Below are 15,919 nucleotides of genomic sequence, written 5' to 3'. Positions count from 1 at the left end.
TAAACCTACAGAACAGGAAAGTGAGAGCAGGAGCAACTTTTAGCGACAAAATCGTGGGAAAGATGAATTGGGGATGGGGAAGAATGATGAATCTAACGCAATAAATTTACAGAGGAAATTAGACAAAAATAAACGCGAAGCAAAAGGCTTCGCGTTAGAGATCGGTTCAACTTACCTGAGTTGCGGTGACTACCGGCATGAATTAACGCAGACCCAGCTGGAAAATCATGGTTTCTGCCTGGCAGGCAAAAGTAAAGTCGATGGTTAAACAAACACCGCCGTCCTTCTCTTCCAATTTATGCTCAATCAAGCAAGGTTCTGACTCAACAGCACGCGCTTTTTCGGTCAGCGATTTCAGCATCGCTTCAGCTTCAGTACGGTTGTCAAACACACAACTGTAAGAGGCCGTGCAATCAGTATTATCCATTATAGTACCAACATCTATACAGCAGCAGGCAGCAGTTTCTTCCGCACTACAGCGATTAATTGCATCTGACATCTTCAATTCTCCTCAACGGACATTTCAAAATAGGTGCAAATTGCCAATTCGTTAGTGCAAATAGCACAAAAAGGCATGGCGCAAAAAAAATATTTTCTCTGTCATTATTTTACTACCGTCGGTCACTTGGCACTAGGACTTACTGTTTATAGGCTTATTAAGTGATAAAGGTCACAGTCAAATTGTATGCTCATTCATTGATAATGTAATAATTGATACTAAATTGTGAGTTTTTTGTTAACTGCGTCTATTTTTTGCAATCAAAACTGAACAAATCCCAAAACATACTTGCAACACTGACACAGGTCGGACCTATACTTCAGCCACTGGTCTGCTTTGTCTGACCGATAACGGACCCTACAATCCCGCATTCTCTTGTTACGGTGTGTAACATTAATTAAAACAATGAGGTTTTGGTCATGAACCAGAAAAACCTGTTTACCCGATCAGCTCTGGCAGCTGCAGTGGCAATCATATCGTCGAACGTTTCTGCGGCTGGCTTCCAGTTGAATGAATATTCAGCCGCTGCATTGGGGCGTTCTTTCTCTGGTGAAGGCGCCGTTGCCGACAACGCATCAGTTGGTAGCCGTAACCCCGCAGCAATGACTTTGTTCGACCGCCCTTCTTTCTCTGGCGGCTTTGTTTATGTTGATCCTGACGTCAATATTAGTGGGACATCCCCCATTTCAGGCAGAAGTACCGATGCCAATAACATCGCGCCTTCAGAGTGGATCCCAAATATCCACTTTATTATGCCACTGAATGAGCAATGGGCAATTGGTGCCTCTGGTACCTCAAACTACGGTTTGGCTACTGAATTCAATGACGACTATCCTGCGGGTTCCCTTGGCGGTCAGACTGATCTGAAAACCGCCAACCTGAACCTGAGTACCGCGTATCGCCTGAATGAAAACTTCAGTTTCGGCCTGGGCTTTAATGCAGTGTACGCCGATGCGAAGATTGTACGCCATCTCGGTGAAGTTGGTCCGTTATCGGGTCGCCCTGCTAATACCGAAGTTACCCGTATGGAAGGTAAAGAGTGGGGGTATGGTTGGAATGCGGGCGTGCTGTATGAAGTTGATAAGGAAAACCGTTATAGCTTCACTTACCGCTCAAAAGTGAAAATCGACTTTGATGGCGATTTCAGCAACCAACTGCCACCACCAAGAGGCACTGGCGGTAATACGATCCCGGGTGCTTTAACTCTGAACCTACCAGAAGTCTGGGAAGTGTCCGGCTATAACAAAGTGGCACCACAGTGGGCCATTCACTACAGCATGGCCTACACCAGTTGGAGTCAGTTCCAAGAACTGAAAGCAACCGGCACTAATGGCCAGACACTGTTTGAAAAACATGAAGGCTTCCATGATGCTTACCGTATCGCGCTGGGTACCACTTATTATCACGATGATAATTGGACCTTCCGTACCGGTATTGCCTTCGATGACAGCCCGGTTCCGGCAGATAACCGCACTATCTCAATTCCAGACCAAGACCGTTTCTGGATCAGTGCGGGTACTACCTACGCCTTCAACAAAGATGCCTCAGTGGATGTTGGTATTTCCTATATGCATGGCCAAAGCGTGCATATTACTGAAAAAACACCAGCGGCAGTGGGCGGCACTACTTATCAGTTCGACTCTAAAGGTACGGCACTGCTGTACGGCGTGAACTTTAACTACGCGTTCTAATCAGCGGATACTGGCAATTCCTTTGCCCATAAAAAAGCGCCTTTCGGCGCTTTTTTATTATTCGAATCAGGTATCAGAATCAGTTGGCTGAATCGATACTGTCCAAATCACCCTGAATAGCTTGTGCATTCGAATTGACTTCCGGTTTCAACTGCCCGCCGTTCGCCAGGAAATCATGACGTTGGAAGTAGGCATCGCGCACCATCAGATAAGGATCTGACGAGTTACGCAGCAACCCATCGGAATCCAATAGCTGAGCACGGGTTTCAATCCCTTCTACCATCCATTTACCTGCCGACATCCAGAACGTGAGATAGCTCAACACCGGATAAACGTAATCAGCCGCATTCCCCCCATCCTCACGAATGGTGAAGCTGCCATAGCCCGGTAACACTACATACGGGCCGTAACCAACATTATAATGGCCCAGTGTACTGCCAAAGCGGTGAGGGACTTGTTTAGCCAGCTTAGGGTTAGCCATACTCGCCACATCTATCAAGCCACCCATGCCCAAAATAGTATTCAGGAAGAAGCGGTTAAAGTGCTTCATGCCATTATACGGGTCACCCACCAAGAAGCTGTTGACCATACTGGCTGGCTCTTCAAGGTTACTCAGGAAGTTACTTGTGCCGTTACGTGCAGGTTGTGGCACGTAATCACGCCAAACTACGGCTACCGGGCGCACCACGTAAGGATCAAGAACCTCATAGTTAAAATTGAACATTGCCCGGTTAAAACCTTCCAGCGGATCTGAGCGGCCCTGCTCCATATGATCCGGCGAGCTACTGGCACACCCTACTAATAGCACGGTGGCAAAAGCCAGCACAGTCAGGCGGTAGTTCATAATCTTCTCCATGAAATTCTGTCCAGCCCCTTACGCTTAAGGGATCTGTTTGTTTATCTGTACATTAATTGTTTGTGGCTTTGCTGTCCCACCGAAACTCTGCACGCTGCTCTCACCAAACCAGTCACCCGATTGCGGATTGGCCGTACCATCTTGCGAGAGACGTGCCCGCACTTTCACCTGAGACAACGAAGAGAGCAAACGCTCTGGCATCATTGCATTACTGTCATCCAACGTTACTAATAACGGGAATCGGCTCACAGGCAGTTGTTTGACGGCAACCGGTACCGGGTTTGCTCCATCGGTTACCGATATAATCAGGGTTCCCTGCTGAGGTAATTTCTGAGCGGCATCAGAGGAGATTGAAACCTCTATTCCCAGTGTAGCTGTTTCCTGCCCAGCCTGTGATTTGGCTTGCTGGATACTGCGTTTTATCACTTCTATGCGGGAATCGCCAGCAGGCAGCAATTTTAGCATAACTTCCCATGCACCAATGGCTTGTTTAAAGTCACCCTGCTCAAAAGCATTAAAAGCTAATAAACTCATGGCGCGCAGATTGGTATGATCCTGTCCAACCATCGTTCGCAACATCTGAGTTGCCAGCTGATTATCTTGTGGATCGTTGGAACGTGTCAGCACCTCAGCATAACCGAGTCTGACATCTTCATTATCGGGCGCAAGCTGATAAGCTTTAGCAAAAGCTTGGGTTGCGGTAGTGGCATTATTCAGTGCCATCCCCACCCGGCCAAGCATCATCCAATCATTGACGTTAGCAATATCTTGCTGCAAAGAAGTACGCAAGCCCAGCCCTAAACGTGCGACCTCTTCCATACTCAAAGGCTCCGCCCGCTCATTGGCAACTCTGGCACGTAATTCAGGCATTTGTGCAACAACCTGATGCCATGCCTGCACCTGAGCCAAACCACCGGTTTTTAGGTATAACCCCACGGCGACCACCACCAGTATCACCACCCCGGGCAGTAACACCCAGCGGTTAATCGGGCTTATCTCCTCATCCGGTTGTTGGGGGATATCTGTCAGCAGGTTTTGTTGCAGTTCCTGAATCAGTTCAGGTCGCTGTTCTACCACGCCTTGCGCTTCATCTTCAGCCAGTTCAGATAACCGATCCTGATAAATAGCCTTGTTCAATTCATCCCGGGTGGTCGTCGGTGAATCCGTGTCTTGCCGCATGGCAGGTATAACCAACAAAGCACCCGCGACCGCCAGCAAAATGATCACTATCAGCCAAAAAGCCATTATGGTTGTTTCCTGTTTGTCTTCGCGTGTTTAGTCGGGATGCTGTGTTGCACCACCGTCGATTTTTCCACACCGCGAGCATGTTCGGCGAGCAGATGGTGTAACCGTTGCTGTTCCTGCGCCGACAGTGGGGTCTCTTTCTCCACTCGTCGCCGTGCACGTAATATCACCACTACGGCCCCAAATAGCACAAACAGAGCCGGCCCCACCCACAGAATCAGCGTTGCAGCCGTCACCGGCGGCTCGTAAGTGACGAAGTTGCCGTAGCGGGCCACCATATAGTCAATGACTTGCTGTTTGGAATTACCCTGCTGCATCAGTTCATACAATTTGGCGCGCATATCAGCAGCAATAATCGCATTGGAGTCGGCAATGCTGTTGTTCTGACATTTAGGGCAGCGCAGTTGTTCGGTCAGTTCACGATACTGCTGCTCTTGTGCCTCAGATTTAAAGGTGTAGGTATCGATGGCGGCAAACAGACTCCAACTCAGCATAAGGCCGAAGATCAGGCTTAGTAATCTCATGCGCCCCCCTGATACTTCTTATACAACGGCAGAATTTCTTGCAGCCAGACGCGATCGTTCAGATCACCGGCATGGCGATAACGGATAATTCCCTGCCCGTCGATCAGAAAAGTTTCCGGCGCACCATAAACCCCCAGATCCAGCCCTAACATGCCATCACCATCATACAAACTCAGCGCGTAAGGATTACCCAGCGCATTGAGCCACTGCACCGCTTTGACACGATCATCTTTATAGTTCAAACCCACCACACGGATGCCTTGTGCCGCCAGCTTATTCAGATATTGATGCTCAGCGCGGCAGGTCGGACACCAGGTTGCCCAGACATTAAGTAACATCGGCTTACCATCATGTAATACTGCCTGATCAAAGGTTTTCCCCGGTTGCTCAAGCGATTCAAGCTTGAACGTTGGCACCGGTTTACCAATCAGCGCAGACTCCAACATCGTCGGATCCTCGCCATTAGCATTGCGAGTCAATTGCACTAAAAAGGCCACAACTAGCAGTAAAAACAGTACCAGCGGAATAAACATCAGCTTATTGAATGAAAAGTGAGATTTCATTATTCAGCCTCCGATGCAGCACTGCGCTTTAACTTTTTGCTCATCCGATAGCGCGGATCAAGCATGCAGAAGATGCCGCCGATAGCCATAAATACCCCACCGAACCAGATCCAGCGGACAAAGGGTTTGTAATACAAGCGCACCGCCCATGACCCGTCATCCAGTTCTTCACCCAGTGCGGCGTAGAGATCACGGCTGAAGCCACCATCAATAGCGGCTTCAGTCATCATAGAACGGGCCACACTGTAATAACGTTTCTCCGCATGTAAGGTGGCTTCAGGTTTACCATGACGGGTGACATCAATAATGCCAACACCGCCGGTATAGTTCGATCCTTTGATATCGTGAACATCGCGGAACACGAAGTGATAATCGTGAATATCGATGCTATCACCAGCCTTCATGCGCACATCACGCTCAACACTGTAATTTTGGCTAAAGGCAATACCGATCACCGTCACCGCCACACCCAAATGCCCCAACACCATGCCCCAATGACTGCGAGATAAGTGCGTTAAACCACGCCAAAAACCATGGCGGTGAGTTGCTCGCTCATGCAACTCCATCAATGTCAGGATAATGACCCAGATAGACATCATCAAACCGACCACGGTCATACCGGCAATAGTGTCTTGCAGCAGCCAGGGTATCAATATCGACAGCAGCAAGGTGATGACCAGAGCCACACTGAGGCGTTTCCAGAGTTTACTCGGCTCATCACGACGCCAACGCACTAACGGCCCAATCCCCATCAGCAGTGCCATTGGGGCCATCAACCAGGTAAACATGGTATTAAAGAACGGTTCGCCGATTGAAATACTGCCCAGTCCCAGTTGCTTGTGTACCAATGGCAACAAAGTACCCAGAAGCACCACCAACATTGCGGCAATCAGCAGCACATTATTACCGAGCAGGAAAGTCTCGCGTGAGAACACCTCATGCTGAGTACGGCTGCGCACTTGTGCACCTTTAACTGCATACAGTAGCAATGAGCCACCGATAACAATCACCAGATAAGCCAGAATAAACATGCCACGAGCCGGATCAGAGGCAAAAGAGTGTACCGAAACCAATACGCCGGAACGCACCAGGAAGGTGCCCATTAGGCATAGAGAGAATGCCGTAATCGCCAGCAATACCGTCCACGCTTTGAATGTGCCACGTTTTTCGGTCACCGCCAGTGAGTGAATTAACGCCGTACCTGCCAGCCAAGGCATAAACGAGGCATTCTCAACCGGATCCCAGAACCACCAGCCGCCCCAGCCTAATTCATAATAGGCCCACGCCGAACCGAGCACGATCCCCATGGTCAGGAACACCCATGCCGCTTGAGTCCACGGCCGTGACCAGCGCGCCCAAGCACTATCAAGTCGGCCAGCCATTAAGGAAGCTATCGCGAAAGCAAAAGCTACCGAGAACCCCACATAACCCATATAAAGCAGTGGCGGATGGAAAATCAACCCGACATCCTGCAACAACGGATTTAAATCATTACCGTCAATTGGGAAGTCCGGCAAGGTGCGGGTAAACGGATTTGACGTCAGAATAATAAACAGCAGGAAACCGCCGGTAATCATCCCCAGCACCGACAGCACTCGGGCTACCGCATCATCCGGCATTGAACGGCTAAAGAGCGCAACGGCCAGCGACCAGCAACTTAGCAGCAACACCCACAGCAGCAGCGATCCCTCATGTGCGCCCCAGGTCGCCGCAATACGATAATAAACTGGCAGGTGTGAATTTGAGTTCGCCGCCACATAGGAGACAGTGAAATCATTCACCACAAACGCATACACCAGACATATAAATGACAGCGCGATGGTAGCGAACATACCGTACGTCAAGGGTCTGCCAACCGCCATCATACGGGCATCTTGACGCGCAGCGCCCCATTGCGGATACAAACTCAGCAATAGCGAGATAGCCAGTGCCAGGCATAACAGAAAACTCCCCATTTCAGGCATCATGAGGCATTACCCTCACGCTTAGTGCTACTGTAAGCCTCCGCTGGGCGGGTGTGGTTTTCCTTCATCGCCTCTTTCACTTCTGGTGGTGTGTATTTTTCATCATGCTTTGCCAGCACTTCTTTCGCATTTACCTTATTGCCCTCAGCGAATACACCTTGCGCTACCACCCCCTGCCCCTCGCGGAACAGGTCCGGTAAAATGCCGGTATAAGTGACGGTGATTGCGCCGCGCGCATCATAAACCTTGAAACTCATTTCCAGCGTCTTATCATCACGTTTCACCGACCCCGGCATCACCATGCCGCCGATACGTAAACGCTGACCTATTTCCGGCTTCTCGTGGCGCTCCCCTTTACCCTGCAAGATTTCGCCAGGGGTATAGAACAGATCGATATTGGCACGCAGTGCGTACAACACCAGAGTGGTGGTCAGACCGATACCGATCAAAACCACCATCGCCAGATAGAGCCGACTTTTTCTACGTGGGTTCACTGCTGTTTCTCCTGCGAACGGGCGGAATGCTGAGTCTGATTTGCCTGCCGAATGCGCAGCTCCCGCGCCTGACGACGCTGAATATCCGCTAATAATTGTTTGTGCTGCCACAGCGTATGTCCCCACAAACTAAGCAGAGACAGCAAAGTAACCGCCGCCGCCAGCCAGACATAAAAGGCATAGCCGCCCATGGCGAAAAATGCCGCCCAAGAGTTAAAGGCCGGATTCATAGACGTGGCTCCTTACGCAATAAGGCGCTTACCCAAGGGCGATGGCGCTCTTGCTGCAAAATCAAGTTGCGCAGGCGCATTAATGTCAGAGTAATAAAGCACAACAAATAGCCAAAAATCGCCCAACGCAACGGCGAACGCATACTTGGATCAATGCTTTGCTGCATGTTGGTGGAACCTTGATGCAAGGTGTTCCACCACACCACGGAGAAATGAATGATTGGAATATTGACCACACCGACCAGCACCAAAATACCCGCAGCCCGCCCAGCCAACTTGCGGTCGTCAAATGCGTTATACAGCGCAATCACGCCAAGATAGAGGAATAGCAACACTAACTCAGAGGTCAATCGCGCATCCCAAATCCACCAGGTTCCCCACATCGGTTTACCCCAAGTAGAACCGGTGACCAAGGCAATAAAGGTAAACACCGCGCCGACCGGCGCCATGGCGGCGACGACGTTATCAGACATTTTCATTTGCCAGACCAGGCCGACAAGTGCCGCAATCGCCATCGACATATAGATCCCCATCGACCAGATCGCCGCCGGGACATGCAAGTAAATGATACGGAAACTGTTGCCTTGCTGATAATCAGAGGGGGCGAAACCAAATCCCCACACCCAGCCCACCATCAAACAGACCACAGCGGCAATACCCAGCCACGGGACAAACCGACCACACAGCGTATAGAGCCGCTCGGGTTTAGCGAATTGATGAAACCATTTCCACATTTTTCATTGCTCACAGTAAAATTGGACAGGCATCACTCAGTGGCAATGCCGGCGCAGGGTACGGCGCACAATCTGCTCTGACTGCGTTGGCTACCGCGCTTAAGCTTCTGAAAATTATTATATTTTAACTACAGATTTCTTTTAAGAAATTGTTACCTTCTGAGTGGCATTCAACTGCTAGTGCACACTCACTCTCAATGCAGCGGCGGTGGCAAAAGGCGCAAGTGTTACACTCCCCGCGAGCATTGCCCCCAAAATCGCCAGATACCCATCAATCGGCAGTGACATAGAAGCCGCATCAATGGCCGCAGTAGCAAATATCAGCACCGGGATATACAGCGGCAACACCAATAAACTCAGCAGCACCCCTCCCTTGCGTAACCCCACCGTCAGTGCCACACCAATAGCCCCGATAAAACTTAAGGTTGGCGTCCCCAACAGCAGCGTGAGCGCCATGGCAATCGCGGTATTACTATCAAGAGACAGCAAGAGAGCGACCAGCGGAGATAAAATAAGCAAGGGTAATCCGGTAACGACCCAGTGAGCACACACTTTGCCTAACACCGTGAGTGCCAGTGGCGCGGGTAACAACAACAACTGTTCAAGGGAACCATCGTAGAAATCATCGCGAAATAGCCGCTCCAAAGAGAGTAACGATGCAAGCAATGCCGCCACCCAGACAATCCCCGGAGCAATACGCGCCAATAATTGCGGTTCTGGGCCTATCCCTAACGGAAACAGCGTGATGACAATCAGAAAAAACCAGAGCGGGTTAACTATCTCTGCCCCTTTTCTAAAGGCTATTTTTAATTCACGACGCAACACGCTGATAAACATTAATTCTCCTGCGTGTTGGTTAAACGGATTTTACGCACACTCTGACCAACACCGTTCAGATCCTGATGTGTGGTAAGCAGTACCATGCCACCGTTAGCTGCATGTTCAACAAACAGATCTAACAGGGTAGCAACCCCCTGCTTATCAATCGCGGTCAACGGTTCATCCAGAATCCATAGTGGAGCCTTGCTCAACCACAAACGGGCCAAGGCCACGCGCCGTTGCTGCCCAGCCGATAATTGAGATACCGGTAAATCCTCATAACCCACCAACCCGACCTGAGACAAAGCCTGCCAGATTGCGGCGCTATCGACCTTTTGTAACACCGACTGATAAAACGCCAGATTTTCAAAAGGCGTCAGTACCGACTTAACCCCCGGTTGATGGCCTAAAAACAATAAATCCTGATGATACTTAGCGCGATCTCGGCGAATATTCGCCCCCAACCAGCTCACCTGCCCTTCATCTGCATCGGCCAGTCCGGCTAAAATCCGCAACAGACTGGTTTTACCTGCACCATTTTGCCCCTCGACCTGCACTATCTCCCCAGCAGCCACACAAAAGCTTAACTGTTGGAACAAGCTTCGCTCATCTCGGATGCAGGTCAGGTTTTTAGCTTCCAACATGAAGGATTGGTTTCCACCGTAGGATTGTTGTTTCAGGAAAACTGAATGATAACATAAGGCTTAATCCTTACGTAGCGTGGGCCTAACCCTGACCCTACCCTTATAGAGGTATTATTCGGTATAAGATCAAATTTCTGTAGAAAAAACCAACAACATTAACGTTGGGTTACTTTTCTCCCTCTTCTGATGGCTATTTTACTCCGCCCAACAAAGACACACTAACAACTCACCATTAGCCCGCGAATAATAAATAGCGACTACGCTTATTATGTCGACTTTCCCTTATTTTTTGTGTTCCAACCACCACAATTATTTATCTACCAACTGGGAAATCCCTATGAATGATGAAAAACTGTCGCAGAATAAGGGTGAATTGAAAGTGGAAAGTGAGGAACAAAAGCAGGGAAAAGAGATAGAAATAAATGAGAAGGAACTTCCCTCAAAAGCAGCCGCAATCCATGAATTGATCCGCCTCGAGGGGCAAAAAGAGTTAGAGCGCGACAGCTTTGCACTGCTGTGGTCCGCCATTGCTGCCGGCCTTTCAATGGGGGCATCGCTTATTGCCAAAGGCATTTTTCACGCAAAACTACCTGACTCACCGGCAAGTTTTCTGCTGGAGAATGTCGGTTATACCTTTGGTTTTATTATTGTCATTATGGCCCGCCAACAGCTATTTACCGAAAATACCGTGACCGCGGTACTGCCCATCATGCAAAAACCGAGTGGGCAAAACTTTCTTCTGTTATTTCGCCTATGGGGGTTGGTACTACTGGGCAACCTTATCGGTACAGGAATTGCGGCCTATTCCTTTATCCATATGCCGGTGTTTGATGAGTCGACCCGCGCATCATTTGTCACTCTGGCACAAGGGGTGATGGAGAATTCGCCATCTGAGATGTTTGCTAACGGCATATTTTCCGGTTGGATCATTGCCACTATGGTATGGATGATGCCATCAGCAGGAGGCGCTAAGATCTGGGTCATTTTCCTGATGACCTATTTAGTGGCGCTATGCGACCTTACCCATATTGTGGTTGGTTCGGTCGAAATCTTCTATCTGGTATTTAATGGCTCATTACCCTGGCAGCAATTTATTTATCCATTCGCGATTCCAACATTGGCAGGCAACATTATCGGCGGTACTTTTATTTTTGCCCTGATAAGCCATGCGCAGATCCGCAGTGATATGACCCATCAACCGAAAAATGGTGATAAGGCAGCCAAAGACACTCCGCCCCCCTCTGAATAGCACCAACTTAACCACTGTGTTAACGTGATAATTTCGTACTAGCAAAGAGGTACAACTAATGCATTTCTCTTCGATCGAGGATATCAGAGCGGCTATTGATGGCATAGATTCGCAAATTGTCGCGTTAATCGCGCAACGGAGCCAATGTGTAAAAGCGGCCGCCGCATTTAAGCAGGATCAGAACGCAGTACGGGCGCCAGATCGGGTGCAGATGGTAATAGATCGTGTCACAGCAGAAGCCAGCAAAGCGGGATTAGCAGAAGAGATCATAGAGAAAGTTTACCGGACGATGATCAATGCTTTTATCGACTATGAACTTGAACAACATCGGCGCTTAGGGCAAAAGTAAGCGGGATTCAGTTATCACTGTTCCACTAACAGGTGGTAACAGGGTATACCGACAATTTTTAATAAAATCCCCTTAGTTCAGCCAATCATCCTTATATCATCTAAACCATAAAAAATACCATGACGTGGCAGGATTCAAAGATAGCTACACCGATACACCCGTAATTATTTACCTGAGTTACTGGCCACTTGGCTATTCTTTAATGCGGTAAAAAGTGTAAAATATGTGAACATCAATATAGCAGACTGTTATTTGTCACTTTTTTATATTTATTCAATTTAATTTCAAGAGGTTAACGTGCAGGATTTACCAAACTGTCCAAAATGTAGTTCTGAATTTACATGGCAAGAAGGTGAACAACTGAATTGCCCGGAATGTGGTCATGAGTGGTCGGAAAATAGCCCTTCAGCCACCGGCCAAGACGACCTGGTGGTGCGCGATGCCAACGGTAATTTGTTGGCTGACGGTGACTCAGTAACTGTTGTTAAAGACCTAAAAGTAAAAGGCAGTTCTTCAACGCTGAAAATTGGCACCAAAGTGAAAGGCATCCGCCTGGTTGAAGGGGATCACAATATCGATTGTAAAATTGATGGGTTTGGTCCAATGAAGTTGAAATCAGAGTTCGTTAAGAAGAGTTGATATTTTAATCAATGAGTTACCCCCAAATAGAAATGTAGCCTCTGGGGGGATTGCCGTTGGTTGCTGAGTTTACTGGACACGAGTGGCGACAGCCTCGTGTCCTTAATTAACCTATTCAAATTAACTTATTCACTTCTCACGTCAGCCTGATACTCGATGTTGTTAATGGCTTACGGCAAAAAAACAGTTATAAGGCTAGATAGCTACAACTGTGCCGATAAACATCGTTTTTCGGTTATTACTATCACTTAATCACTCTAAGTTGGTGACAGAGTAACCAAACAGCCAGCTAACCGCTTATTATCTGGATAAAAATGCGTATAATGCTCGGCAGTACACTTCAGCGGCAGTCACTCTGCCAATGTCCGGGTCCCCGTAGTTAAACGGATATAACAAGCCCCTCCTAAGGGCTAGTTACTGGTTCGATTCCAGTCGGGGACACCATTAGCACTTCTTAGCACATCCCGCCAAGTCTATAAAACCCTGTTAAAACAACGATATAGACAAAGACTAAACAATATGGATTTTCCAGAGAATCGAACTGGGTAGACTGCTTACGCTCCCTACTTTGAAGCTCAGTACAAAGAATGAACAATCAAGGTTGAAACACTAAAACAAAAATTGCCTAACGACTACCAGCAGTGGAAACACACAGAGTTTTTAGCTCATTTACTCCAGATAAAACATCACCAGCCAACCCATTCCCCTCACTATATGGACTTTGTCTTCACTTTATTCCTCGCTGGCATATAATAAATATTTATCATATATATCAATAAATAGAGTACAAATCTCCTCTATTTTTACCCATAAAACTCACTATTTATCACTCTCTGCTTGTCAATTTAGATATATCGATCTAAATTAGATATATCTAAATTGTTTAGATATATCTAAAGGAGAGTCATTATGTTTGGTTTTTCAAAACGTGGTCATCATCAGGGCGGCGAACACCATGAAGGGCAGCGCCACTGTGGCGAAAGGATGCATCGCGGAGGTCGTCATCATATAACCGCTGAAGGCGCTGAAGCAGTAAGGGGCAGCAGGCGTGGTCGCGGTGATAAAATGCATCGCTTGTTCGAACATGGGGATTTGCGCATCGTCCTCTTAGCGCTGGTTGATAAAAAACCGAGCCACGGTTACGAGCTGATTAAGGCAATTGAAGAGGCGTCCTCCGGGCTCTATGTTCCAAGCCCTGGGGTTATCTACCCAACGCTAACCCTGCTAGAAGAGCAAGATTTTGTCACGCCAGTGGCAACCGGTAATGGCCGTAAAAGCTACCAAATCACTGATGCCGGTAAAGTTGAATTACAACAAAATCAACAGATGGTGGATGTGATTTTCTCCCGCTTGGCACAGGTAAATCGCCGGCCAGAAGGGAATCTGGCAGAAGGTATTTCTGATGCTATGCATCGCTTACGCCACATTCTACGTAGCAGTATGATGCGTTCTGATGTCGCACCAGAGCAGGTTTTGCGCATTAACGCCGCACTACTGGCGGCGGTAGAAGTGATTGAAAAAGAGTTAGCACCGCCTTCGGCTACAACTGATGAAAAAGATCAGGAGAAAAGCTGATGCCGGGATATCGTTATCGCATCACCATTGAGCCGCTGACCGACCGCAAAGGTGACGCTATTGAGAAAACCCCGCTAACGTTCGAAGCCGAGAATCATGACGAGATCCTCGGCATCATCGAACGGTTACAAATGCGGGAAGATATAGACTTCGGCAAAGAGAAAACCGCAGCATTTGCTCTCGGGCTGAAACTGTTTTCAGAAACGATGCTGGAGAACCGTAAACACCCGCTGTTTGCACCGCTGCGCACCGCATTTACCGATTTCATGATTCATCTGAAGAAAGGCCCGCACGATAGTAATGATAGTGCCGGGTAATACGTCATAAGGAGAAAATGGACCCGCTCCCGACTATATTTATCCACTGGGGATATCGGCTATAGACGATATCCCGGCAGATGACTTAATCCAAATCGGCACCGTTACTGGCAATAACTTTTTTGTACCAATAAAAGGATTTCTTTCTCTTACGGGCTAAAGAGCCCTTGCCCTGATCATCACGGTCAACATAAACAAAACCATAGCGCTTGCTCATTTCACCGGTAGAAGCAGAAACCAGATCAATACAACCCCATGAGGTATAACCCATTACCGGAATGCCATCAACAATGGCCTCCCCCATAGCTTTGATATGCTCACGCAAATAACTGATGCGATAATCATCTTCAATCTCGCCTTGCGGGTTAATTTCATCCTTGGCACCTAACCCATTCTCAACCAAAAATAGTGGTTTCTGATAGCGGTCGTACATCATATTCATGGTGATGCGTAAACCTAAAGGATCAATACCCCACCCCCATTCACTGGCCTCAATGTGAGGATTTTTCAGCGATTTTACGATATTCGCCGCACTGCTGTTATGGTCGTTCATATCGGCCGACGCACAGCGGGAGGCATAATAACTAAAGGAGACAAAATCCACTGTATGCTTGAGTATCTCGTCGTCACCCGTTTCAGTAACAATTGAAATCCCTTTCTCCCTGAAAAGCCGTTTGGTATAAGCCGGATAAGCACCTCGGGCCTGTACATCAATGAAAAACAGATTTTCACGGTCTTTCTCCAGCGCGGCCCACACATCCTCGGGTTTACAAGTGCGCGGATAAAAGTTCCCCCCCGCCAGCATGCACCCCACCTGATTATTCGGATTAACCTCATGGGCAATTTTTGTCGCCAAGGCACTGGCAAGCAACTCATGATGAGCAGCCTGATACTTTACTTGCTCCTGATTTTCCTGTTGCTCAAACACCAGCCCGGCGCCAGAGAACGGACTGTGCAGCAGGATATTAATTTCGTTAAAAGTGAGCCAGTACTTAACTAATCCATCAAACGCCGTAAAACATGTGCGCGCATAACGAGCGAAGAAATCAACCATCTTCCGGTTACGCCACGAGCCGTATTCTGTGACCAGATGCATGGGAACATCAAAGTGGCACAGCGTCACCAGTGGCTCAATATTGTACTTTTTACACTCGGCGAAAAGGTCGCGGTAAAATGCAATGCCCTGTGCATTCGGGGTTAACTCATCACCGTTAGGGTAAATCCGACTCCATGCGATTGAGGTACGAAATACGGTGAACCCCATTTCAGCCATTAACGCGATATCATCTTTATAACGATGATAGAAATCGATCGCTTGATGACTGGGATAAAACTCATCATCTCTTAGGGTAAAACGCTTCTCCTGCCCCAGCTTTACTGCCAAACGGTGTGGTCCATGAGGGATCATATCAACCGTCGTCAGCCCTTTTCCACCTTCAAAGCAAGCACCTTCGGCCTGGTTTGCGGCTAATGCGCCGCCCCATAAGAAACCGTCGGGAAATGTTGATACTGGCATTACATACCTCG

18 protein-coding genes and 1 tRNA gene are annotated in these 15,919 nt (G+C 48.3%); 7 read left to right on the top strand and 12 right to left on the bottom strand.

What is annotated here, in order from left to right:
* Window positions 1–202: 202 nt before the first annotated feature.
* Entirely contained in the window at window positions 203–499 is a 297-nt protein-coding gene (locus A6J66_001560) for a DUF406 domain-containing protein (protein ID PNM22985.1), read from the bottom strand.
* Between the two features lie 413 nt (window positions 500–912).
* Here A6J66_001560 and A6J66_001555 point away from each other — a divergent pair, with 413 nt between their 5' ends.
* A complete protein-coding gene (locus tag A6J66_001555; GenBank protein ID PNM22984.1) occupies window positions 913–2,190 on the top strand; it encodes a long-chain fatty acid transporter FadL in 1,278 nt (425 codons plus the stop codon).
* Window positions 2,191–2,269: 79 nt separating this feature from the next.
* On the opposite strand, the gene A6J66_001550 is transcribed toward A6J66_001555, so the two are convergent.
* The 10 genes from A6J66_001550 to A6J66_001505 all read right to left on the bottom strand — a co-directional run bounded on the left by A6J66_001550 (window position 2,270) and on the right by A6J66_001505 (window position 10,263).
* Window positions 2,270–3,034: a phospholipid-binding lipoprotein MlaA gene (locus A6J66_001550; GenBank protein ID PNM22983.1), complete on the bottom strand. Its 765-nt coding sequence runs from the start codon at window positions 3,032–3,034 to the stop codon at window positions 2,270–2,272.
* Window positions 3,035–3,070: 36 nt separating this feature from the next.
* Window positions 3,071–4,291: a c-type cytochrome biogenesis protein CcmI gene (ccmI, locus tag A6J66_001545; protein ID PNM22982.1), complete on the bottom strand. Its 1,221-nt coding sequence runs from the start codon at window positions 4,289–4,291 to the stop codon at window positions 3,071–3,073.
* Window positions 4,291–4,815: a cytochrome c-type biogenesis protein CcmH gene (locus A6J66_001540; protein PNM22981.1), complete on the bottom strand. Its 525-nt coding sequence runs from the start codon at window positions 4,813–4,815 to the stop codon at window positions 4,291–4,293. The genes ccmI and A6J66_001540 overlap by 1 nt, the downstream gene beginning before the upstream one ends.
* The gene (locus A6J66_001535; protein PNM22980.1) at window positions 4,812–5,378 is read right to left on the bottom strand and encodes a DsbE family thiol:disulfide interchange protein; all 567 of its coding nucleotides are present in this window, start codon (window positions 5,376–5,378) and stop codon (window positions 4,812–4,814) included. Before A6J66_001535 ends, A6J66_001540 begins: the two co-directional genes overlap by 4 nt.
* Window positions 5,378–7,345: a heme lyase CcmF/NrfE family subunit gene (locus A6J66_001530; GenBank protein ID PNM22979.1), complete on the bottom strand. Its 1,968-nt coding sequence runs from the start codon at window positions 7,343–7,345 to the stop codon at window positions 5,378–5,380. The genes A6J66_001535 and A6J66_001530 overlap by 1 nt, the downstream gene beginning before the upstream one ends.
* Window positions 7,342–7,836 (bottom strand): cytochrome c maturation protein CcmE, encoded by a 495-nt coding sequence (locus A6J66_001525; protein ID PNM22978.1) that lies wholly within the window; start codon window positions 7,834–7,836, stop codon window positions 7,342–7,344. Before A6J66_001525 ends, A6J66_001530 begins: the two co-directional genes overlap by 4 nt.
* Window positions 7,833–8,066 carry a heme exporter protein CcmD gene (ccmD, locus tag A6J66_001520; GenBank protein PNM22977.1) on the bottom strand — a complete coding sequence of 78 codons (234 nt, stop codon included), beginning with the start codon at window positions 8,064–8,066 and terminating at the stop codon, window positions 7,833–7,835. The genes A6J66_001525 and ccmD overlap by 4 nt, the downstream gene beginning before the upstream one ends.
* Complete coding sequence (locus A6J66_001515) at window positions 8,063–8,800, bottom strand: heme ABC transporter permease (GenBank protein ID PNM22976.1); 738 nt, start codon at window positions 8,798–8,800, stop codon at window positions 8,063–8,065. The genes ccmD and A6J66_001515 overlap by 4 nt, the downstream gene beginning before the upstream one ends.
* Window positions 8,801–8,977: 177 nt before the next feature.
* Window positions 8,978–9,637 (bottom strand): heme exporter protein CcmB, encoded by a 660-nt coding sequence (gene ccmB / locus A6J66_001510; GenBank protein PNM22975.1) that lies wholly within the window; start codon window positions 9,635–9,637, stop codon window positions 8,978–8,980.
* The gene (locus A6J66_001505; protein ID PNM22974.1) at window positions 9,637–10,263 is read right to left on the bottom strand and encodes a cytochrome c biogenesis heme-transporting ATPase CcmA; all 627 of its coding nucleotides are present in this window, start codon (window positions 10,261–10,263) and stop codon (window positions 9,637–9,639) included. The genes ccmB and A6J66_001505 overlap by 1 nt, the downstream gene beginning before the upstream one ends.
* 337 nt (window positions 10,264–10,600) lie before the next feature.
* Here A6J66_001505 and A6J66_001500 point away from each other — a divergent pair, with 337 nt between their 5' ends.
* The 6 genes from A6J66_001500 to A6J66_001475 all read left to right on the top strand — a co-directional run bounded on the left by A6J66_001500 (window position 10,601) and on the right by A6J66_001475 (window position 14,392).
* Window positions 10,601–11,512 carry a hypothetical protein gene (locus A6J66_001500; GenBank protein ID PNM22973.1) on the top strand — a complete coding sequence of 304 codons (912 nt, stop codon included), beginning with the start codon at window positions 10,601–10,603 and terminating at the stop codon, window positions 11,510–11,512.
* A gap of 58 nt (window positions 11,513–11,570) precedes the next feature.
* The gene (locus A6J66_001495) at window positions 11,571–11,861 is read left to right on the top strand and encodes a chorismate mutase (GenBank protein PNM22972.1); all 291 of its coding nucleotides are present in this window, start codon (window positions 11,571–11,573) and stop codon (window positions 11,859–11,861) included.
* A 297-nt stretch (window positions 11,862–12,158) separates the two neighbouring features.
* A complete protein-coding gene (locus A6J66_001490) occupies window positions 12,159–12,500 on the top strand; it encodes a hypothetical protein (GenBank protein PNM22971.1) in 342 nt (113 codons plus the stop codon).
* 369 nt (window positions 12,501–12,869) lie between these two features.
* Window positions 12,870–12,944 (top strand) — tRNA-Arg (locus A6J66_001485).
* Between the two features lie 465 nt (window positions 12,945–13,409).
* A complete protein-coding gene (locus tag A6J66_001480) occupies window positions 13,410–14,075 on the top strand; it encodes a PadR family transcriptional regulator (GenBank protein PNM22970.1) in 666 nt (221 codons plus the stop codon).
* Window positions 14,075–14,392: a DUF3861 domain-containing protein gene (locus A6J66_001475; GenBank protein PNM22969.1), complete on the top strand. Its 318-nt coding sequence runs from the start codon at window positions 14,075–14,077 to the stop codon at window positions 14,390–14,392. Before A6J66_001480 ends, A6J66_001475 begins: the two co-directional genes overlap by 1 nt.
* An 85-nt stretch (window positions 14,393–14,477) precedes the next feature.
* Here A6J66_001475 and A6J66_001470 read toward each other — a convergent pair whose 3' ends face one another.
* A complete protein-coding gene (locus A6J66_001470) occupies window positions 14,478–15,908 on the bottom strand; it encodes a 6-phospho-beta-glucosidase (protein PNM22968.1) in 1,431 nt (476 codons plus the stop codon).
* Window positions 15,909–15,919 lie beyond the last annotated feature (11 nt).

The organism is Yersinia enterocolitica (assembly GCA_002082245.2).
GTDB classification, from domain to species: Bacteria; Pseudomonadota; Gammaproteobacteria; order Enterobacterales; family Enterobacteriaceae; genus Yersinia; species Yersinia enterocolitica_E.
The sequence above is the reverse complement of the archived record's forward strand: the minus strand, read 5'-3'. Positions and strand labels throughout refer to the sequence as shown.